The organism is Pelistega ratti (assembly GCF_009833965.1).
In the GTDB taxonomy this organism is placed as follows: Bacteria; Pseudomonadota; Gammaproteobacteria; order Burkholderiales; family Burkholderiaceae_B; genus Taylorella; species Taylorella ratti.
The window spans coordinates 1,832,677-1,848,136 of sequence record NZ_CP047165.1 but is presented as its reverse complement, the minus strand read 5'-3'; the positions used below and the strand labels follow the sequence as shown (position 1 = coordinate 1,848,136).

General features: G+C 40.9%; 11 protein-coding genes, 2 tRNA genes and 3 rRNA genes. 4 read left to right on the top strand and 12 right to left on the bottom strand.

What is annotated here, in order from left to right; translation table 11 throughout:
• Positions 1-210: 210 nt before the first annotated feature.
• The 5 genes from rrf to F9B76_RS08065 form a co-directional block, all read right to left on the bottom strand.
• Positions 211-323 (bottom strand): 5S ribosomal RNA (rrf, locus tag F9B76_RS08085).
• Between the two features lie 133 nt (positions 324-456).
• Positions 457-3,492, bottom strand: a 23S ribosomal RNA gene (locus tag F9B76_RS08080).
• A 426-nt stretch (positions 3,493-3,918) separates the two neighbouring features.
• A tRNA-Ala gene (locus F9B76_RS08075) sits at positions 3,919-3,994 on the bottom strand.
• Positions 3,995-3,999: 5 nt separating this feature from the next.
• Positions 4,000-4,076, bottom strand: a tRNA-Ile gene (locus F9B76_RS08070).
• A gap of 69 nt (positions 4,077-4,145) precedes the next feature.
• Positions 4,146-5,682, bottom strand: a 16S ribosomal RNA gene (locus F9B76_RS08065).
• Together the 16S, 23S and 5S rRNA genes with 2 tRNA genes alongside form the textbook arrangement of a ribosomal RNA operon.
• Before the next feature lie 847 nt (positions 5,683-6,529).
• On the opposite strand from F9B76_RS08065, the gene F9B76_RS08060 reads away from it, so the two are divergent.
• The 3 genes from F9B76_RS08060 to F9B76_RS08050 all read left to right on the top strand — a co-directional run bounded on the left by F9B76_RS08060 (position 6,530) and on the right by F9B76_RS08050 (position 9,197).
• Entirely contained in the window at positions 6,530-7,204 is a 675-nt protein-coding gene (locus tag F9B76_RS08060; protein ID WP_159991653.1) for a DUF4153 domain-containing protein, read from the top strand.
• A gap of 42 nt (positions 7,205-7,246) precedes the next feature.
• The gene (locus tag F9B76_RS08055) at positions 7,247-8,086 is read left to right on the top strand and encodes an integrase core domain-containing protein (RefSeq protein ID WP_159990754.1); all 840 of its coding nucleotides are present in this window, start codon (positions 7,247-7,249) and stop codon (positions 8,084-8,086) included.
• A gap of 61 nt (positions 8,087-8,147) precedes the next feature.
• Complete coding sequence (locus tag F9B76_RS08050) at positions 8,148-9,197, top strand: hypothetical protein (RefSeq protein WP_243140628.1); 1,050 nt, start codon at positions 8,148-8,150, stop codon at positions 9,195-9,197.
• 112 nt (positions 9,198-9,309) lie between these two features.
• Here F9B76_RS08050 and msrA read toward each other — a convergent pair whose 3' ends face one another.
• Positions 9,310-9,837: a peptide-methionine (S)-S-oxide reductase MsrA gene (msrA, locus tag F9B76_RS08045; RefSeq protein WP_159991652.1), complete on the bottom strand. Its 528-nt coding sequence runs from the start codon at positions 9,835-9,837 to the stop codon at positions 9,310-9,312.
• A 202-nt stretch (positions 9,838-10,039) separates the two neighbouring features.
• Positions 10,040-10,375 (bottom strand): c-type cytochrome, encoded by a 336-nt coding sequence (locus F9B76_RS08040; RefSeq protein WP_243140627.1) that lies wholly within the window; start codon positions 10,373-10,375, stop codon positions 10,040-10,042.
• A gap of 75 nt (positions 10,376-10,450) precedes the next feature.
• Between F9B76_RS08040 and lgt the strand changes: the two genes are divergently transcribed.
• A complete protein-coding gene (gene lgt / locus F9B76_RS08035) occupies positions 10,451-11,269 on the top strand; it encodes a prolipoprotein diacylglyceryl transferase (RefSeq protein ID WP_159991651.1) in 819 nt (272 codons plus the stop codon).
• Here lgt and F9B76_RS08030 read toward each other — a convergent pair.
• From F9B76_RS08030 to ettA, 5 genes are all read right to left on the bottom strand, one after another.
• Positions 11,238-11,963 carry an SIMPL domain-containing protein gene (locus F9B76_RS08030; RefSeq protein ID WP_159991650.1) on the bottom strand — a complete coding sequence of 242 codons (726 nt, stop codon included), beginning with the start codon at positions 11,961-11,963 and terminating at the stop codon, positions 11,238-11,240. The genes lgt and F9B76_RS08030 overlap by 32 nt on opposite strands.
• Before the next feature lie 264 nt (positions 11,964-12,227).
• Positions 12,228-12,539: a cell division protein ZapA gene (locus F9B76_RS08025; protein WP_159991649.1), complete on the bottom strand. Its 312-nt coding sequence runs from the start codon at positions 12,537-12,539 to the stop codon at positions 12,228-12,230.
• Between the two features lie 2 nt (positions 12,540-12,541).
• Positions 12,542-12,934, bottom strand: a complete 393-nt coding sequence (locus F9B76_RS08020; RefSeq protein WP_159991648.1) for a hypothetical protein — start codon at positions 12,932-12,934, stop codon at positions 12,542-12,544.
• Between the two features lie 321 nt (positions 12,935-13,255).
• Positions 13,256-13,462 (bottom strand): glycine zipper 2TM domain-containing protein, encoded by a 207-nt coding sequence (locus F9B76_RS08015; protein ID WP_159992162.1) that lies wholly within the window; start codon positions 13,460-13,462, stop codon positions 13,256-13,258.
• A 162-nt stretch (positions 13,463-13,624) separates the two neighbouring features.
• Positions 13,625-15,298: an energy-dependent translational throttle protein EttA gene (gene ettA / locus F9B76_RS08010; protein WP_159991647.1), complete on the bottom strand. Its 1,674-nt coding sequence runs from the start codon at positions 15,296-15,298 to the stop codon at positions 13,625-13,627.
• Positions 15,299-15,460 lie beyond the last annotated feature (162 nt).

Below are 15,460 nucleotides of genomic sequence, written 5' to 3'. Positions count from 1 at the left end.
AGGGAATAGAGAGATGGCTAAACTGGGCGATGAGGTTATCGAAGGAGGTAGGGATAATCAGAGATATCGATTTATTGGTGGCGATAGCGTTACGATTCACCCATTAACGAGATAGATATAACGTGGCGATACGATAAGGGGCAGGGAGGAAAAGATGGGCAATAAAAAACCTCTCAATCGGTCTAGGATTGAGAGGTTTAGGGAATAAGAGCCTGACGATGACCTACTTTCACAGGTGTCCACCCACTATCATCGGCGCAAAGGCGTTTCACTGTCCTGTTCGGGATGGGAAGGAGTGGGTCCACCTTGCTATGGTCGTCAAGCGTAAACGGATTAGGCTTGTTGCTTTAGCCCTTTGGAAGAAACACAGCTTGTAGGAATTGAGGGTTATGGTTATTTTGAAGTTTTCTGTTAATGGGGCATACCCACACTTTTCTCGTTAACCGATAAAGTTATAGGATCAAGCCTCACGGGCAATTAGTACTGGTTAGCTGCATACATTACTGCACTTACACACCCAGCCTATCAACGTCCTGGTCTCGAACGACCCTTTAGGGGAATCTAGTTCCCGGGATACCTTATCTTCAGACGAGTTTCCCGCTTAGATGCCTTCAGCGGTTATCTCTTCCGTACTTAGCTACTCGGCAATGCCATTGGCATGACAACCGATACACCAGCGGTACGTCCACTCCGGTCCTCTCGTACTAGGAGCAGCCTCCGTCAAGTATCCAACGCCCACGGCAGATAGGGACCAAACTGTCTCACGACGTTTTAAACCCAGCTCACGTACCTCTTTAAATGGCGAACAGCCATACCCTTGGGACCGGCTACAGCCCCAGGATGAGATGAGCCGACATCGAGGTGCCAAACACCGCCGTCGATATGAACTCTTGGGCGGTATCAGCCTGTTATCCCCAGAGTACCTTTTATCCGTTGAGCGATGGCCCTTCCATTCAGAACCACCGGATCACTTTGTCCTGCTTTCGCACCTGTTCGACTTGTCAGTCTCACAGTCAAGCACGCTTATGCCAATGCACTATCAGCACGATTTCCGACCGTACCTAGCGTACCTTCGAACTCCTCCGTTACACTTTGGGAGGAGACCGCCCCAGTCAAACTGCCCACCATACACTGTCCCCAACCCGGATCACGGGCCTAGGTTAGAACCGCAAACAAACCAGGGTGGTATTTCAAGGACGGCTCCAACAAAACTAGCGTTCTGTCTTCTGCGCCTCCCACCTATCCTACACAGGCCGGTTCACAATCCAATGTAAAGCTACAGTAAAGGTTCATGGGGTCTTTCCGTCTAGCCGCGGGGAGATTGCATCATCACAAACACTTCAACTTCGCTGAGTCTCAGGAGGAGACAGTGTGGCCATCGTTACGCCATTCGTGCAGGTCGGAACTTACCCGACAAGGAATTTCGCTACCTTAGGACCGTTATAGTTACGGCCGCCGTTTACTGGGGCTTCGATCAAGAGCTTGCACCCCATCACTTAACCTTCCAGCACCGGGCAGGCGTCACACCCTATACGTCCACTTTCGTGTTTGCAGAGTGCTGTGTTTTTAATAAACAGTCGCAGCCACCGATTCTCTGCGGCCTCTTGGCGCTTTTACACGCTACAAAGGCATACCTTCTCCCGAAGTTACGGTATCAATTTGCCGAGTTCCTTCTCCTGAGTTCTCTCAAGCGCCTTGGAATATTCATCCCGTCCACCTGTGTCGGTTTGCGGTACGGTCAACATTAAACTAGAGCTTAGAGGCTTTTCCTGGGACCACTGCCTGTTACTTCGGGGAATAAATCCCCTTCGGGTCAATCTCTTGGATTTCGCTGCCGGATTTGCCTAACAGCCACCTTAAAATCAACAACGAGTACTACCAATCACTCGATAACATTTCGCAATCCGTCCCCCCATCGCATTTAATGTCGGTGCTGGAATATTAACCAGCTTCCCATCAGCTACGCATCTCTGCCTCACCTTAGGGGCCGACTCACCCTGCGCCGATGAACGTTGCGCAGGAAACCTTGGACTTACGGCGAGGGAGCTTTTCACTCCCTTTATCGCTACTCATGTCAGCATTCGCACTTCTGATACCTCCAGCAGCCTTTTCAAGCCACCTTCTCAGGCTTACAGAACGCTCTCCTACCGCGCATAGTTGCCTATGCACCCGCAGCTTCGGTAACTGGCTTAGCCCCGTTACATCTTCCGCGCAGGACGACTCGATCAGTGAGCTATTACGCTTTCTTTAAAGGGTGGCTGCTTCTAAGCCAACCTCCTGACTGTCTATGCCTTCCCACTTCGTTTCCCACTTAGCCAATTTTAGGGACCTTAGCTGGCGGTCTGGGTTGTTTCCCTCTTGAGTCTGGACGTTAGCACCCAGTGCTCTGTCTCCCATACTGTACTTGTCGGTATTCGGAGTTTGCCATGGTTTGGTAAGTCGCCATGACCCCCTAGCCATAACAGTGCTCTACCCCCGACAGTAATATATGAGGCACTACCTAAATAGTTTTCGGAGAGAACCAGCTATTTCCAGATTTGTTTAGCCTTTCACCCCTATCCACAGTTCATCCCCTAATTTTTCAACATTAGTGGGTTCGGTCCTCCAGTATCTGTTACGATACCTTCAACCTGACCATGGATAGATCATCTGGTTTCGGGTCTACACCCAGCGACTAAAATCGCCCTATTCGGACTCGCTTTCGCTACGCCTTCCCTATTCGGTTAAGCTTGCCACTGAATGTAAGTCGCTGACCCATTATACAAAAGGTACGCCGTCACTCCAGATTAAAGCATCCTGACTTGAATGCCAATTGTCACTCCCTTTATCTCTTTTAAAAAAATGACCTTCGTCCATTTTTCCTAAAGGATTAAGAAGCTATTCACTCCTTTTATATCTTTTGAAAAAATGGCCTTCGTCCATTTTTCCTAAAGACCCAAGGTGCTTTAATCTGGAGCTCCGACTGTTTGTATGCACACGGTTTCAGGTTCTATTTCACTCCCCTCCCGGGGTTCTTTTCGCCTTTCCCTCACGGTACTGGTTCACTATCGGTCGATCACGAGTATTTAGCCTTGGAGGATGGTCCCCCCATCTTCAAACAGGATTACACGTGTCCCGCTCTACTTGTCTGACGCTTAGTACCACGTAAAAAGTTTCGTCTACAGGGCTATCACCTGCTACGGCGGTGGTTTCCAACACCTTCGACTGCTTTTTACGCTATCTCGTCTAGGCTCTTCCGATTTCGCTCGCCGCTACTGTCGGAATCTCGGTTGATTTCTTTTCCTCGAGTTACTTAGATGTTTCAGTTCACTCGGTTCGCTTCATTACCCTATGTATTCAGATAATGATACTGCAAAAGCAGTGGGTTTCCCCATTCGGAAATCTGCGGATCAAAGCTTATTTGCTAGCTCCCCGCAGCTTATCGCAAGCTATAACGTCCTTCATCGCCTGTGATCGCCAAGGCATCCACCATGTGCACTTAGTCACTTGATCCTATAACTTTATCGGCTTAATGCCTACTTTGCTATAGCATAAGTTAACTTTACGGTTTTAGATAAATAAAAATTAAGTAAAATACACTCATCTTTCCATTTACCTTGGATATTAACGCCTTTTTGGTACTGGTTCGTACCCGTTAACACCCATTTGCTTGAGTTTGCGTGTTTATGCCGTTCATCAATGTTTATTCATATAGGGGTTATCCTATATGCGTTGAGAACTTCAAAAATAATAATGCAATCACAACCCATCAATAAGTTGGCTTAAATTCCTGGTGAAATTTAAGTTCACTTTATTTACTTGTTGTGCTTCTTCCAAATTGTTAAAGAACAGCCGACTATTGTAGCATATCCTGCTGCAATAGACAATAAAAACTTGTTCGTTGTTTTTTAAAAAACGCTACCTAGTCACCGAATAGAGTGGTGGAGGATAACGGGATCGAACCGATGACCTCCTGCTTGCAAAGCAGGCGCTCTACCAACTAAGCTAATCCCCCGTGATTGGTGGGTCAAGCTGGAATCGAACCAGCGACCCCCGCCTTATCAAGACGGTGCTCTAACCGACTGAGCTACTGACCCAAATTCTAGCTACGTTTTTCATGAACAACCGATAAATGTGGATGCTTTGGCTTTAAAGCTCTTGCTCTTAAAGGAGGTGATCCAGCCGCACCTTCCGATACGGCTACCTTGTTACGACTTCACCCCAGTCATGAATCCTACCGTGGTGACCGTCCTCCTTGCGGTTAGACTAGCCACTTCTGGTAAAACCCACTCCCATGGTGTGACGGGCGGTGTGTACAAGACCCGGGAACGTATTCACCGCGACATGCTGATCCGCGATTACTAGCGATTCCGACTTCATGCAGGCGAGTTGCAGCCTGCAATCCGGACTACGATCAGGTTTATGAGATTAGCTCCACCTCGCGGTTTGGCAACCCTCTGTCCTGACCATTGTATGACGTGTGAAGCCCTACCCATAAGGGCCATGAGGACTTGACGTCATCCCCGCCTTCCTCCGGTTTATCACCGGCAGTCTCATTAGAGTGCTCTTGCGTAGCAACTAATGACAAGGGTTGCGCTCGTTGCGGGACTTAACCCAACATCTCACGACACGAGCTGACGACAGCCATGCAGCACCTGTGTTTCGGTTCTCTTGCGAGCACTGCCAAATCTCTTTAGCATTCCGAACATGTCAAGGGTAGGTAAGGTTTTTCGCGTTGCATCGAATTAATCCACATCATCCACCGCTTGTGCGGGTCCCCGTCAATTCCTTTGAGTTTTAATCTTGCGACCGTACTCCCCAGGCGGTCAACTTCACGCGTTAGCTGCGCTACTAAGTCCCGTAGGACCCAACAGCTAGTTGACATCGTTTAGGGCGTGGACTACCAGGGTATCTAATCCTGTTTGCTCCCCACGCTTTCGTGCATGAGCGTCAGTATTATCCCAGGGGGCTGCCTTCGCCATCGGTATTCCTCCACATCTCTACGCATTTCACTGCTACACGTGGAATTCTACCCCCCTCTGACATACTCTAGTCCGGGAGTTAAAAATGCCATTCCAAGGTTGAGCCCTGGGATTTCACATCTTTCTTTCCGAACCGCCTGCGCACGCTTTACGCCCAGTAATTCCGATTAACGCTTGCACCCTACGTATTACCGCGGCTGCTGGCACGTAGTTAGCCGGTGCTTATTCTTCAGGTACCGTCATGACTTCTTGGTATTAGCAAAAAGCTTTTCTTCCCTGACAAAAGTGCTTTACAACCCGAAGGCCTTCATCGCACACGCGGGATGGCTGGATCAGGGTTGCCCCCATTGTCCAAAATTCCCCACTGCTGCCTCCCGTAGGAGTCTGGGCCGTGTCTCAGTCCCAGTGTGGCTGGTCGTCCTCTCAAACCAGCTACGGATCGTTGCCTTGGTAGGCCGTTACCCCACCAACTAGCTAATCCGATATCGGCCGCTCCAATAGTAAGAGGTCTTGCGATCCCCCTCTTTCCCCCGTAGGGCGTATGCGGTATTAGCTACGCTTTCGCGTAGTTATCCCCCGCTACTGGGTACGTTCCGATACATTACTCACCCGTTCGCCACTCGTCAGCAAGAGAGCAAGCTCTCTTCTGTTACCGTTCGACTTGCATGTGTAAGGCATCCCGCTAGCGTTCAATCTGAGCCAGGATCAAACTCTTCAGTTCAATTCCTGTTTTCTTGTGATAGAAAAATCTATCATCGCTGCTTCACTCAAAAGAAATAACGTTTTATGTATAAAACCTTACTTCTTCATATATGTAGTGTAAGCACTTAAAATAACTTGTAAGCTTACCCCGTGATAGGGTAATGAGCTTTGCATTCCAAGCACCCACACTTATCGGCTGTTAGTTGTTAAAGAACAGATTCGCTTTGAGGCGACGTTGCGTTGAGCAACGAAAGAATGTAATTATGAACTAACTGACTACATTCTGTCAAGTGTTTTTTTAAAAAATTTAAAATCTTTTTTAAAAAACGAAAAAAGAAACAACACATTACGACGATTCTTTTTTCACTTGACCGCTTGGCACAAACACTGTTGTGCAGCGAAGAAATGTAATTATGCCAACTTCTACCCGCTTTAGCAAGTGGTTTCGATCGAAAACCTTGCTATCAGGTAGATTTTCCTTCCGTTTAACACCTCAAAGTAATGCTGTAATACCTTGATTTATCATCTCTTTTTAGTATTCCATAAAATGTCGTTAAAAAGACACATACTTTCTTTTAACCTGTTGCTTTTTAGCAATAGTCGCTTTTTTAACGATCTGTTGTTTTTAGATACATAACTTAATTACTTTTTATTTATGCCGTTTATCTTAGGCAAGCTATTCATAATAGATAAAATATTTATGTATATAAATACACTAAAACCAATAAAACTTTCTTACCCCCCTACTTTACTAAATAAGATACATCACCGCCTACACAACGAGTAGGTTATAGAATAATATATACTCTTAATAAAAAGCTATATTATTAAATAGCTAAAACATAAACTAAGGGAAAAATAAATATATGGCACAATTTTTTTCACTCAACAAGACGATAACTCTTTTACGTCAATATCCCGTAGAACTCATCTGGACAATCCTTTTCGCTATAGGATTACTATTTCTACCTGAGTATTATTATGATACTCGTTTATCTATTTGGTTATTATGTCCTATCTATTTCGCCATTATTTATAGAATTCATCAATCAACCTATTTCAAACGATACTATTATCTTTCTGCACTCTTACCACTGATAGGGACGGCATTCCTCTTTTCATTAGATATTACCGCACAAGATGTACTGGAGAGTTCATATTATTATTCAGCTACCTTAATGGCTTTTATTCTCTTGCTTGCTAATAATTGGGATAAAAATAATCTTTATTTTATTCAACAGTCCCTAAAGACCTTTATTCACTTTGCACTAGGATATATTGCTAGCGGACTTATTACGACTATTGTGCTATTAATTCTATTCAGCATTGACACACTCATTCTAAAAAATACCATCAGAGAATTTATTTATTTTAGAAGTGCTTTCGTCACCTTATCACTGGCACTACCTTTCTTTTTCCTTATACTTGAAAATAAATCTAGCACTTCTACCAATCAGAATAATTTTCTTTCTATTATCGTAAAGTATATTTTTTTCCCCTCTCTGATTGCTTATACACTTGTCTTATATCTTTATATGTAGAATAAACTAGCGTTGTTTACATTATTTTAAGATAATAGTACGATGAATATACACAAAAACACTCGCTTATTACCTCGCCAAAGAGAAGAGATTTGGCTAGCCTATACTCAAAACAAACAAAATGTCACTTCTTTAGCGAAAGAATACAAGGTTTCTCGCCCCACTATCTATAAGATACTCAAACTCGCTCGTGGTCGATTATTAAAACCTCAGACCAGTATCAATAATCGGTTTAGACAGGCTAAATTTGGGATTAAGCGCTTAGCTAAAGTAGAAAAGTCCATCCAAGAACGATTAAAGAAACAAGCTAAACGCTATAATAAATCCTATCCTGGCGAAATGGTTCATGTCGATACAAAACGCTTGCCTTTACTGAAAGGACAACACACGCAAAGTCAAAGGGAATATCTGTTTGTGGCTATCGATGATTACTCGCGTGAATTATATGCGGCTATTATGCCAGATAAAACCGCCTTTAGCGCAGCTACGTTCTTAACCCAACATCTGATAGACCCTTGTCCTTATACCATAGAGGTTATTTACTCAGATAATGGAACAGAATATAAAGGAACAAAAGAACATGAGTTTGGTAAAGCTTGTTATCAACATCATATCAATCAAAAATTTACTAAAGTCGCCAATCCTAAAACCAATGGAAAAGCAGAACGGGTAATTAGAACCTTGATGCAAATGTGGCATGATAAACATGAATTTACCGATAGCCAGCATAGAAAACAGGAGCTTACCCGATTTATTAATTTCTACAACACCGTAAAACCACATAGTGCTCTTGTTTACCAAGATCAACTTGGTCATAAACGGACACTGACACCTTACGAATATTTAGAAATTTATTTTGCAAATAGTGTAAACAACGCTTGAGTTTTTAACACTTTATACTATCCGTATTTTATTAGCAGGGGAGCTTCCATCTAACCGTATTATGATGGTTGTCATACCTTATTTTATACTGAGTTTTTTAGCACAATATTTGGCTTATTTACTTAAAGAAGAAAATCATTTTATTCTGCGCTTAAATCGCTATTTAATACTACTGCCTTTAGGACTAGCGTGGTTCAGTTTTTATATTCGTATTCAGTCTTATGGATTTAGTAGCCAACGTATTTTTCTTGGTGCTATTTTACTTTATATCAGTATTTATGCCTTTTTAAATCTTTCTCTCTCTTGGATAAAATACCGTCAACTAGCAGGGATTAGCATTATTTTTATTATTCTATTTGGTTTTATACTCGATACCCGTTCTTTGAGCTATCAATTACAAACACAGCGATTAGCATATTATTTGAAAAAAGCCGATATAGTCGATTCATCTGGGCGTATTAAAGAGATAGATTTACTCGCCTTATATCAACAACCTCATCATACACAAAACCTACTATATGCTAGTCGAGCGGCTAATGTATTGGTATTGGCAAAATATTATAAAGATTATGAGCGTAAAATAGACAACTTAGTATTAACTTATGGGGAAGAAAAGTTTAAACAACTTCTTTCCTTAAAAAGGATAGATCTCAAGAAATGCACTGAAAGTAACCATTGTCAGTCTAGCATTGAACCCACCACAACAGGATTTTATACTAATTTTTTCTATACGCAAAATAGACAAGATTGGGTGATTGAGCAAGACCAATTAGATACCTTTAAACGTATCATTTATCCTGTCTCATTATCTATATCACCTGATCCACAAGGAATCATTACTATTGACTATAAAGGTACCTTACTGACTTTCTCAATCGATCAACATATTGAAGCCATATTTAAAAAACATGGATTAGAGGTGACTCAACTGTATAGTGATACGACCTTTGAACCACTCAAGAGGGAACTATTACAAATTGACCTTCCTGATGCCTTAATTACTCTACATGAAGCCTCACTACACTATAGGAACAATCGATATACACTAAGTGCCGCTGAAGTGCTTTCTATTATGGAAAAAGATACAAATAAGAAAAGCTACCCTAAGTAATATGATTAGCTCTCTATCACTATCTTATCTAAAGTGGTAGAGAGCATAAAATACACGAATTATTCTCTTTCTATGCAACCGTTTATGGTGTAGTAAGCATAAACCAAAATACTTATTTCAATTTATCCGCATATTTTTGCATAAATTTTTGTACTTTTTGTGCAATGACTAATGAACAATAGGCTTGATTAGGATGTTGTTCAAAATAACGGTGATGATACTCTTCTGCCGTCCAAAATGTCTCTGCTGGTAAAATTTTGGTCACAATAGGGGCTTCAAATTCTGTTTGTATCTTATCTTTTACCTCAACAGCTAACTGTGCTTGTTCTTCATTTTGTGCAAAAATAACAGAAGCATACTGCGATCCCACATCTTCACCCTGACGATTTACAGTGGTTGGATCATGTGTATTAAAAAATACTTCTAATAATTCCCCATACGAAATAACGGTAGGATCAAAAGTAATCTTAATTACTTCAATATGTCCTGTTTTTTCCGCTTTGACTTCTTCATAGCGAGGGTTTTCAACATGACCACCACAATAACCCGGAACAACTTGATGCACACCCTTTAAGCGAGAAAAAATCGCCTCTGTACACCAGAAGCACCCACCACCAAAAACTGCTATATTTTCTTTCATCTTAACTATCCTTTTTATTGAATTTATCAACCCTACTTACTGAAAGTATTAATATTCTCATTATAAAGTAATATGGTAAAAACAGCTTATTCAAACAATACCACTCTCATTTGAACACAGACAATACTTATTTAAACAAAATAACATATTAGTCGTTTCTGTATTTACTTCAATCTAGCCCAAGAAAAATACCGGGAAATAGTTACTCTCCCTTTCCCAATATCCACTGTGCCATTAAAAGCGCCTCTTCTTGAGAAACTTTAGGTTGTGGTGGCATCCGTAATGCCCCCCATACACCACTACCACCCCTACGGATACGGGTTGCTAATATATCTGTTGTCATCTCACTATCTTGTTGATACTTTTCGCGTACCATATTGAATGAAGGCCCTACTCTTTTAGCATCCACTTGATGACAGCCTAAACAAATTTTATTTTTAAAAAGTTTCAACATTTCCGCATCATTATCTGTTGCATAGGCAAGCGGTGAACAGCAGAAAAAAAGAAAGGCAAGTCTAAAAAACAATCTTATCATCATAGTATCCTCTGCTAAAATGGTAGGCTCTTTACTTTAATCTTTAATCATACCATCAATCTCTATGGAATAGACCCTATGCTAAGTTTCCCTCATATTAATCCTGTTGCTATTGCTATAGGTCCTTTTGAGCTACCCATTATCGGCACACTCTATATCCCTGTGCATTGGTACGGACTTATGTACCTATTAGCCTTTTTCTTTGCTTGGTTATTAGGACGCTACCGTGTGAAGCAAGGGGCATTAGATATTAGTCTAACCCGTTTTGAAGACCTACTTTTTTATGGTATTTTAGGCGTTATCCTTGGTGGTCGTTTAGGCTATGTCCTATTTTATAAACCTTTGTTTTATTTACAAAATCCTCTTGATATATTCAAAGTATGGGATGGGGGAATGTCATTTCATGGTGGATTAATCGGTGTATTAATCGCTATGCTTTGGTTTGCCCGTCAAGAGAAAAAAACTTTCTTCCAAATCAGTGATTTTGTTGCTCCTCTCGTGCCTCTAGGACTAGCGACTGGTCGTATTGGTAATTTTATCAATGGGGAACTTTGGGGTCGAGTAACTGATGCACCTTGGGGAATGATTTTCCCTTATAGTGATGGGGCTGTTCGTCATCCTTCTCAACTTTATCAAATGGCATTAGAAGGGTTTAGTCTTTTTATTATTCTTTGGATTTTTTCAAGTAAAAAACGCCCTACAGGTCAAGTCAGTGCGGTATTCCTAATGGGGTATGGTTTCTTCCGATTTATTGTAGAGTTTACCCGTGAACCTGATGCACACCTTGGTTTTTTAGCACTAGGGTTTAGCATGGGACAATGGTTATCATTGCCCATGATTCTGGCTGGAATAGCTATCTTTGTACTTAGTACAAAACAATCGAAGCATCAGCACTAACCGTTACATCAATCTTACCACCAGATAAACGCACCGCATCTCCCGCCTCAGCATCAAATGAGGCGGCTCTCATCATCTTAGGCGCACTCATCAACAAGGGGCGGTTTTGTGCTGAATTTGTATCTAAACGGATGGATTTAATTGTATAATTTTGAAAACCAAATGCCTTAGCACTTGCATCTGCTTTTACTTTAAAGGCCTCTGCTACTTTAGTTAGCAAAGCATCTTCCGTACTTTTTTGAGCCTCTTTTGATAAGCTAAAATGAATACCATCTAACGTCATATCATCTTTGGTACTCACGATAAATTCTCGTGCTTTTTCAAAATCACGGCTGATCACATCTACCTCACCTCGCATTTCCCAAATGATACTTTTATCTTTATCACTACGACTCCAGAAATTATAATCACCCGTACGCACTGTTAATGCTGGATTTTGCTTACCTTTTTCGATAACTGCATTAATGGATTTATTTAATTCTTCTGTCAGAGATTTTTGATTTTTACCTGTTAATTTTTTTGAAAAAGTCAGTTTAACGGTATCTGCATCTACTTCTTCAGAAATTGTTGTTATAAAATTTAATTCTGTTCGTGAATCAGCAGACTCTACAAGGGGTTGAGCCATTAATGAACTTTGCCATAGTAGAAAAGGAATGGCTCCCATTACTATTTTTTTTGCTATTGTTTGACGCATAAAAACTCCTTGAAAAACAATATAAATCAAAAAAAACGAGCCCTAAAAAGGACTCGCTATATAAATTAAGAAGCCCCGCTTATAGCGTCAAGGTCGGCACCTCGAACCCTAAAGTTCAATTTTAGCGGAATAGAGTAAAGTTTCGGGTTCATCGGTAAACGACAATCGCTCCCACTTCACAAATGTACCACCTTGTGCCATACGCATAGGTAAGAGATGAATGACCAAGGTCACGACTACAGCAGGGCAAAACAGTATGTACCATTATTCAATGGTTTTTAATGCATTAATGCTCTTATCAAGCATTGCATTGATATCCTCTATTTTACTCTTAAAATCACCAAATTGCACGCCTTTAAAAGGGCCATCGCCTGATTCCATACTCATTAAATCAGAGGCTAATTTAATACTTGCCATAATCGCAATACGCTCTGGTGATAGATTAGGTGAAGAGGCTTTAATCGCTTGCATCAACTGATCCGCATGCTTGACAGAAGATAGTAATTTCTCTTTCTCTGCACTCTCTACACTCAATGTTAATTGACGATCAAGAATACTCACTTCTACACGTTCCATTTTTATACCCCTTCTGCTGCACTATTATGCGGTAAATTTTCAAGAACATGAGATACTCGATTTCGGACTGAACGCGCATTTTCACGCAAATGTTGTATTTCTGACTTGGCTTGACTTAGTGTCGATTCTAACATTTGTACCTTATGAGTAAGCGTTTCTACCTGCTGATGCAGAGACTGGTTTTCACTTAGTACCGTCTCTTTCTGTGTACTCAATTCACTATTTAGAACAGAAATCTCTTGATGCTGAGCCGTTAATTGCTCTTTTAATTGACTAACGGTTTCTTCAGTCGATTTGAGAAGATTTAATAAATGATTTCGCTCTGTAAGTAAGCGATGACTCATTTCGGTAACTTGCACCACACGGGCAGTAACTTGATCCAATTCTTGCAACATAAGCGTTCAATATAACATTCAATAAGCTAATTATTCATTGTACATTGGATTTAACCCTATCATCAGAATAAAACCTTATTTTTAGGATTAAAGTTTATCTTTAGTAAATTATTATTGCTGTAAAAGGTTAAAAAATATATTGTATTAAACCTATGGTTTACGCTTAACCCCCTTATTTCACCAATATATCGAAACCCTACAGACTTAGTATCAATACAAACTTTCCAATGTATTTTTATGAGCAACTTCCCAAAAATATACCCTGTAAAATGATTTTATCTTACAGGGTATTTTAACTATACTATTTACTAAAGGATAAATCTATTTACCCACTTGATTACCGATAACACCGCCTACCGCAGCACCACCAGCAGTTCCCCAGCCACTACCGCCAGAAAGAACAGAACCAGCTACAGCACCGATACCTGCACCAGCAATAGTGCTTTTATCACGAGTACTCAAATTACCACATGCTGATAATGCTACTGCAACGGTTGAAACCAATACAATTTTAGTAAATATTTTCATCATAAACTCCTTGAGGAATAACATCTATCTACCTGACTAGCTTAACAAAAATTTTCTTTCTATGCTAGCCTTAGTAACAAAAAATTGTATCAATCTATTATCAAAATACTATCTTCCATTAAAGAAGGGGAAATATGCTTTCCCCTTCTAACACTAAATAAATTACTTCAAGGCTTTATAACGGATACGTTTAGGTTGAATACCCTCTACCCCTAAACGACGTTTTTTATCCTCTTCATACTCTTGATAATTACCATCAAAGAAGACCACTTGCGAATCTCCCTCAAAAGCAAGAATATGAGTAGCAATACGATCTAAGAACCAACGGTCATGGCTAATCACCATAATGCTACCTGCAAATTCAAGTAAAGCATCTTCTAAAGCACGCAATGTTTCCACATCAAGGTCATTAGAAGGCTCGTCTAATAATAAAACATTACCCCCTTTAATAAGGGTTTTTGCCATATGCAGACGACCACGCTCACCACCCGATAATGAACCAACCTGTTTATTCTGATCAGATCCTTTAAAATTAAAACGTCCCAAATAGGCACGAGCAGGCATTTCAAATTTACCAACAGTTAATAAATCTGCCCCATTTGCAATATACTCAAAGACACTCTTCTCATTCTCAAGCCCTTCACGGGATTGATCTACAAAAGAAATATTGGCTGTTTTACCAATAAGCACTTCACCTGAATCGGGTTGTTCTTTTCCAGTAATTAAACGGAAGAGGGTCGATTTACCCGCACCGTTAGGACCAATAATCCCGACAATAGCCCCAGCTGGCACTTTAAAACTTAGATTATCAATGAGTAAGCGATCTCCAAAGGCTTTACTCACATTTTTAAACTCAATCACTTCATTACCTAAACGATCTGCGACAGGAATAAAAATTTCCTGTGTTTCATTACGTTTTTGATAATCATAAGAAGACAATTCTTCAAAGCGAGCAAGACGTGCTTTAGATTTTGCTTGACGACCCTTAGGATTTTGACGTACCCATTCCAGCTCTTTTTTAATCGTACGCTGACGAGCAGACTCTTGGTTTTCTTCTTGTTTTAAGCGATTTTCTTTTTGCTCTAACCAAGAACTATAATTACCTTTCCACGGAATGCCATGACCACGGTCAAGCTCTAAAATCCACTCAGCCGCATTATCTAAGAAATAACGATCATGCGTAACAGCAACAACAGTTCCCGGGAATTTTTGTAAGAATTGCTCTAACCAATCCACACTTTCTGCATCTAAATGGTTAGTCGGCTCATCCAATAACAACATATCTGGTTTAGATAAAAGTAAGGCACATAAAGCAACACGGCGTTTTTCACCACCTGATAAATGCCCTACTACCGCATCCCACGGCGGTAACCGTAAGGCATCTGCCGCAATTTCCATTTGATGCTCAATATCGTCTGCTCCACTAGAAGCCGCTGCTGCAATAATGGCTTCTAACTCAGCTTGTTCCGCAGCTAATTTATCAAAATCAGCATCAGGGTCGGCATACTCATTATAGACTTCTTCTAATCGTTTACGCGCTGCAAAGACAGCACCCAACCCTTGCTCTACCGCCTCTCGGACAGTATGCTCAGGGTTTAATTGAGGCTCTTGTGGTAGATAACCAATATTCAAATTAGGCATAGGGGTAGCTTCACCCTCAATGTCCTTATCAAGACCTGCCATAATTTTTAAAAGTGTTGATTTACCAGAACCATTTAACCCTAATACACCAATCTTAGCACCCGGGAAAAAAGATAACGATATATCACGAAGAATCTGACGCTTAGGCGGAACAATCTTACCTAAACGATTCATAGTAAAAACGTATTGAGCCATATCTAATCACTAAAAATAAATTAATCTAATAATATATGATGGTACTGTTTTTATAAAAACGATTACATACCTGTCTATAAAAGCCTATTTTACCAAACTATTGATCACTCTCTCTGCTATTTCAGGTATGGTAAAGTATTGACAGATTCGCTACAATTTAAC

What these genes read in the sequence shown, in the direction of transcription:
- F9B76_RS08050 (WP_243140628.1), top strand. Translation starts at nt 8,148, where the DNA reads ATGATGGTTGTCATACCTTATTTTATACTGAGTTTTTTAGCACAATAT.
- F9B76_RS08025 (WP_159991649.1), bottom strand. Translation starts at nt 12,539, where the DNA reads ATGGAACGTGTAGAAGTGAGTATTCTTGATCGTCAATTAACATTGAGT.
- lgt (WP_159991651.1), top strand. Translation starts at nt 10,451, where the DNA reads ATGCTAAGTTTCCCTCATATTAATCCTGTTGCTATTGCTATAGGTCCT.
- F9B76_RS08015 (WP_159992162.1), bottom strand. Translation starts at nt 13,462, where the DNA reads ATGAAAATATTTACTAAAATTGTATTGGTTTCAACCGTTGCAGTAGCA.
- F9B76_RS08055 (WP_159990754.1), top strand. Translation starts at nt 7,247, where the DNA reads ATGAATATACACAAAAACACTCGCTTATTACCTCGCCAAAGAGAAGAG.
- F9B76_RS08060 (WP_159991653.1), top strand. Translation starts at nt 6,530, where the DNA reads ATGGCACAATTTTTTTCACTCAACAAGACGATAACTCTTTTACGTCAA.
- ettA (WP_159991647.1), bottom strand. Translation starts at nt 15,298, where the DNA reads ATGGCTCAATACGTTTTTACTATGAATCGTTTAGGTAAGATTGTTCCG.
- F9B76_RS08040 (WP_243140627.1), bottom strand. Translation starts at nt 10,375, where the DNA reads ATGATGATAAGATTGTTTTTTAGACTTGCCTTTCTTTTTTTCTGCTGT.
- msrA (WP_159991652.1), bottom strand. Translation starts at nt 9,837, where the DNA reads ATGAAAGAAAATATAGCAGTTTTTGGTGGTGGGTGCTTCTGGTGTACA.
- F9B76_RS08030 (WP_159991650.1), bottom strand. Translation starts at nt 11,963, where the DNA reads ATGCGTCAAACAATAGCAAAAAAAATAGTAATGGGAGCCATTCCTTTT.
- F9B76_RS08020 (WP_159991648.1), bottom strand. Translation starts at nt 12,934, where the DNA reads ATGTTGCAAGAATTGGATCAAGTTACTGCCCGTGTGGTGCAAGTTACC.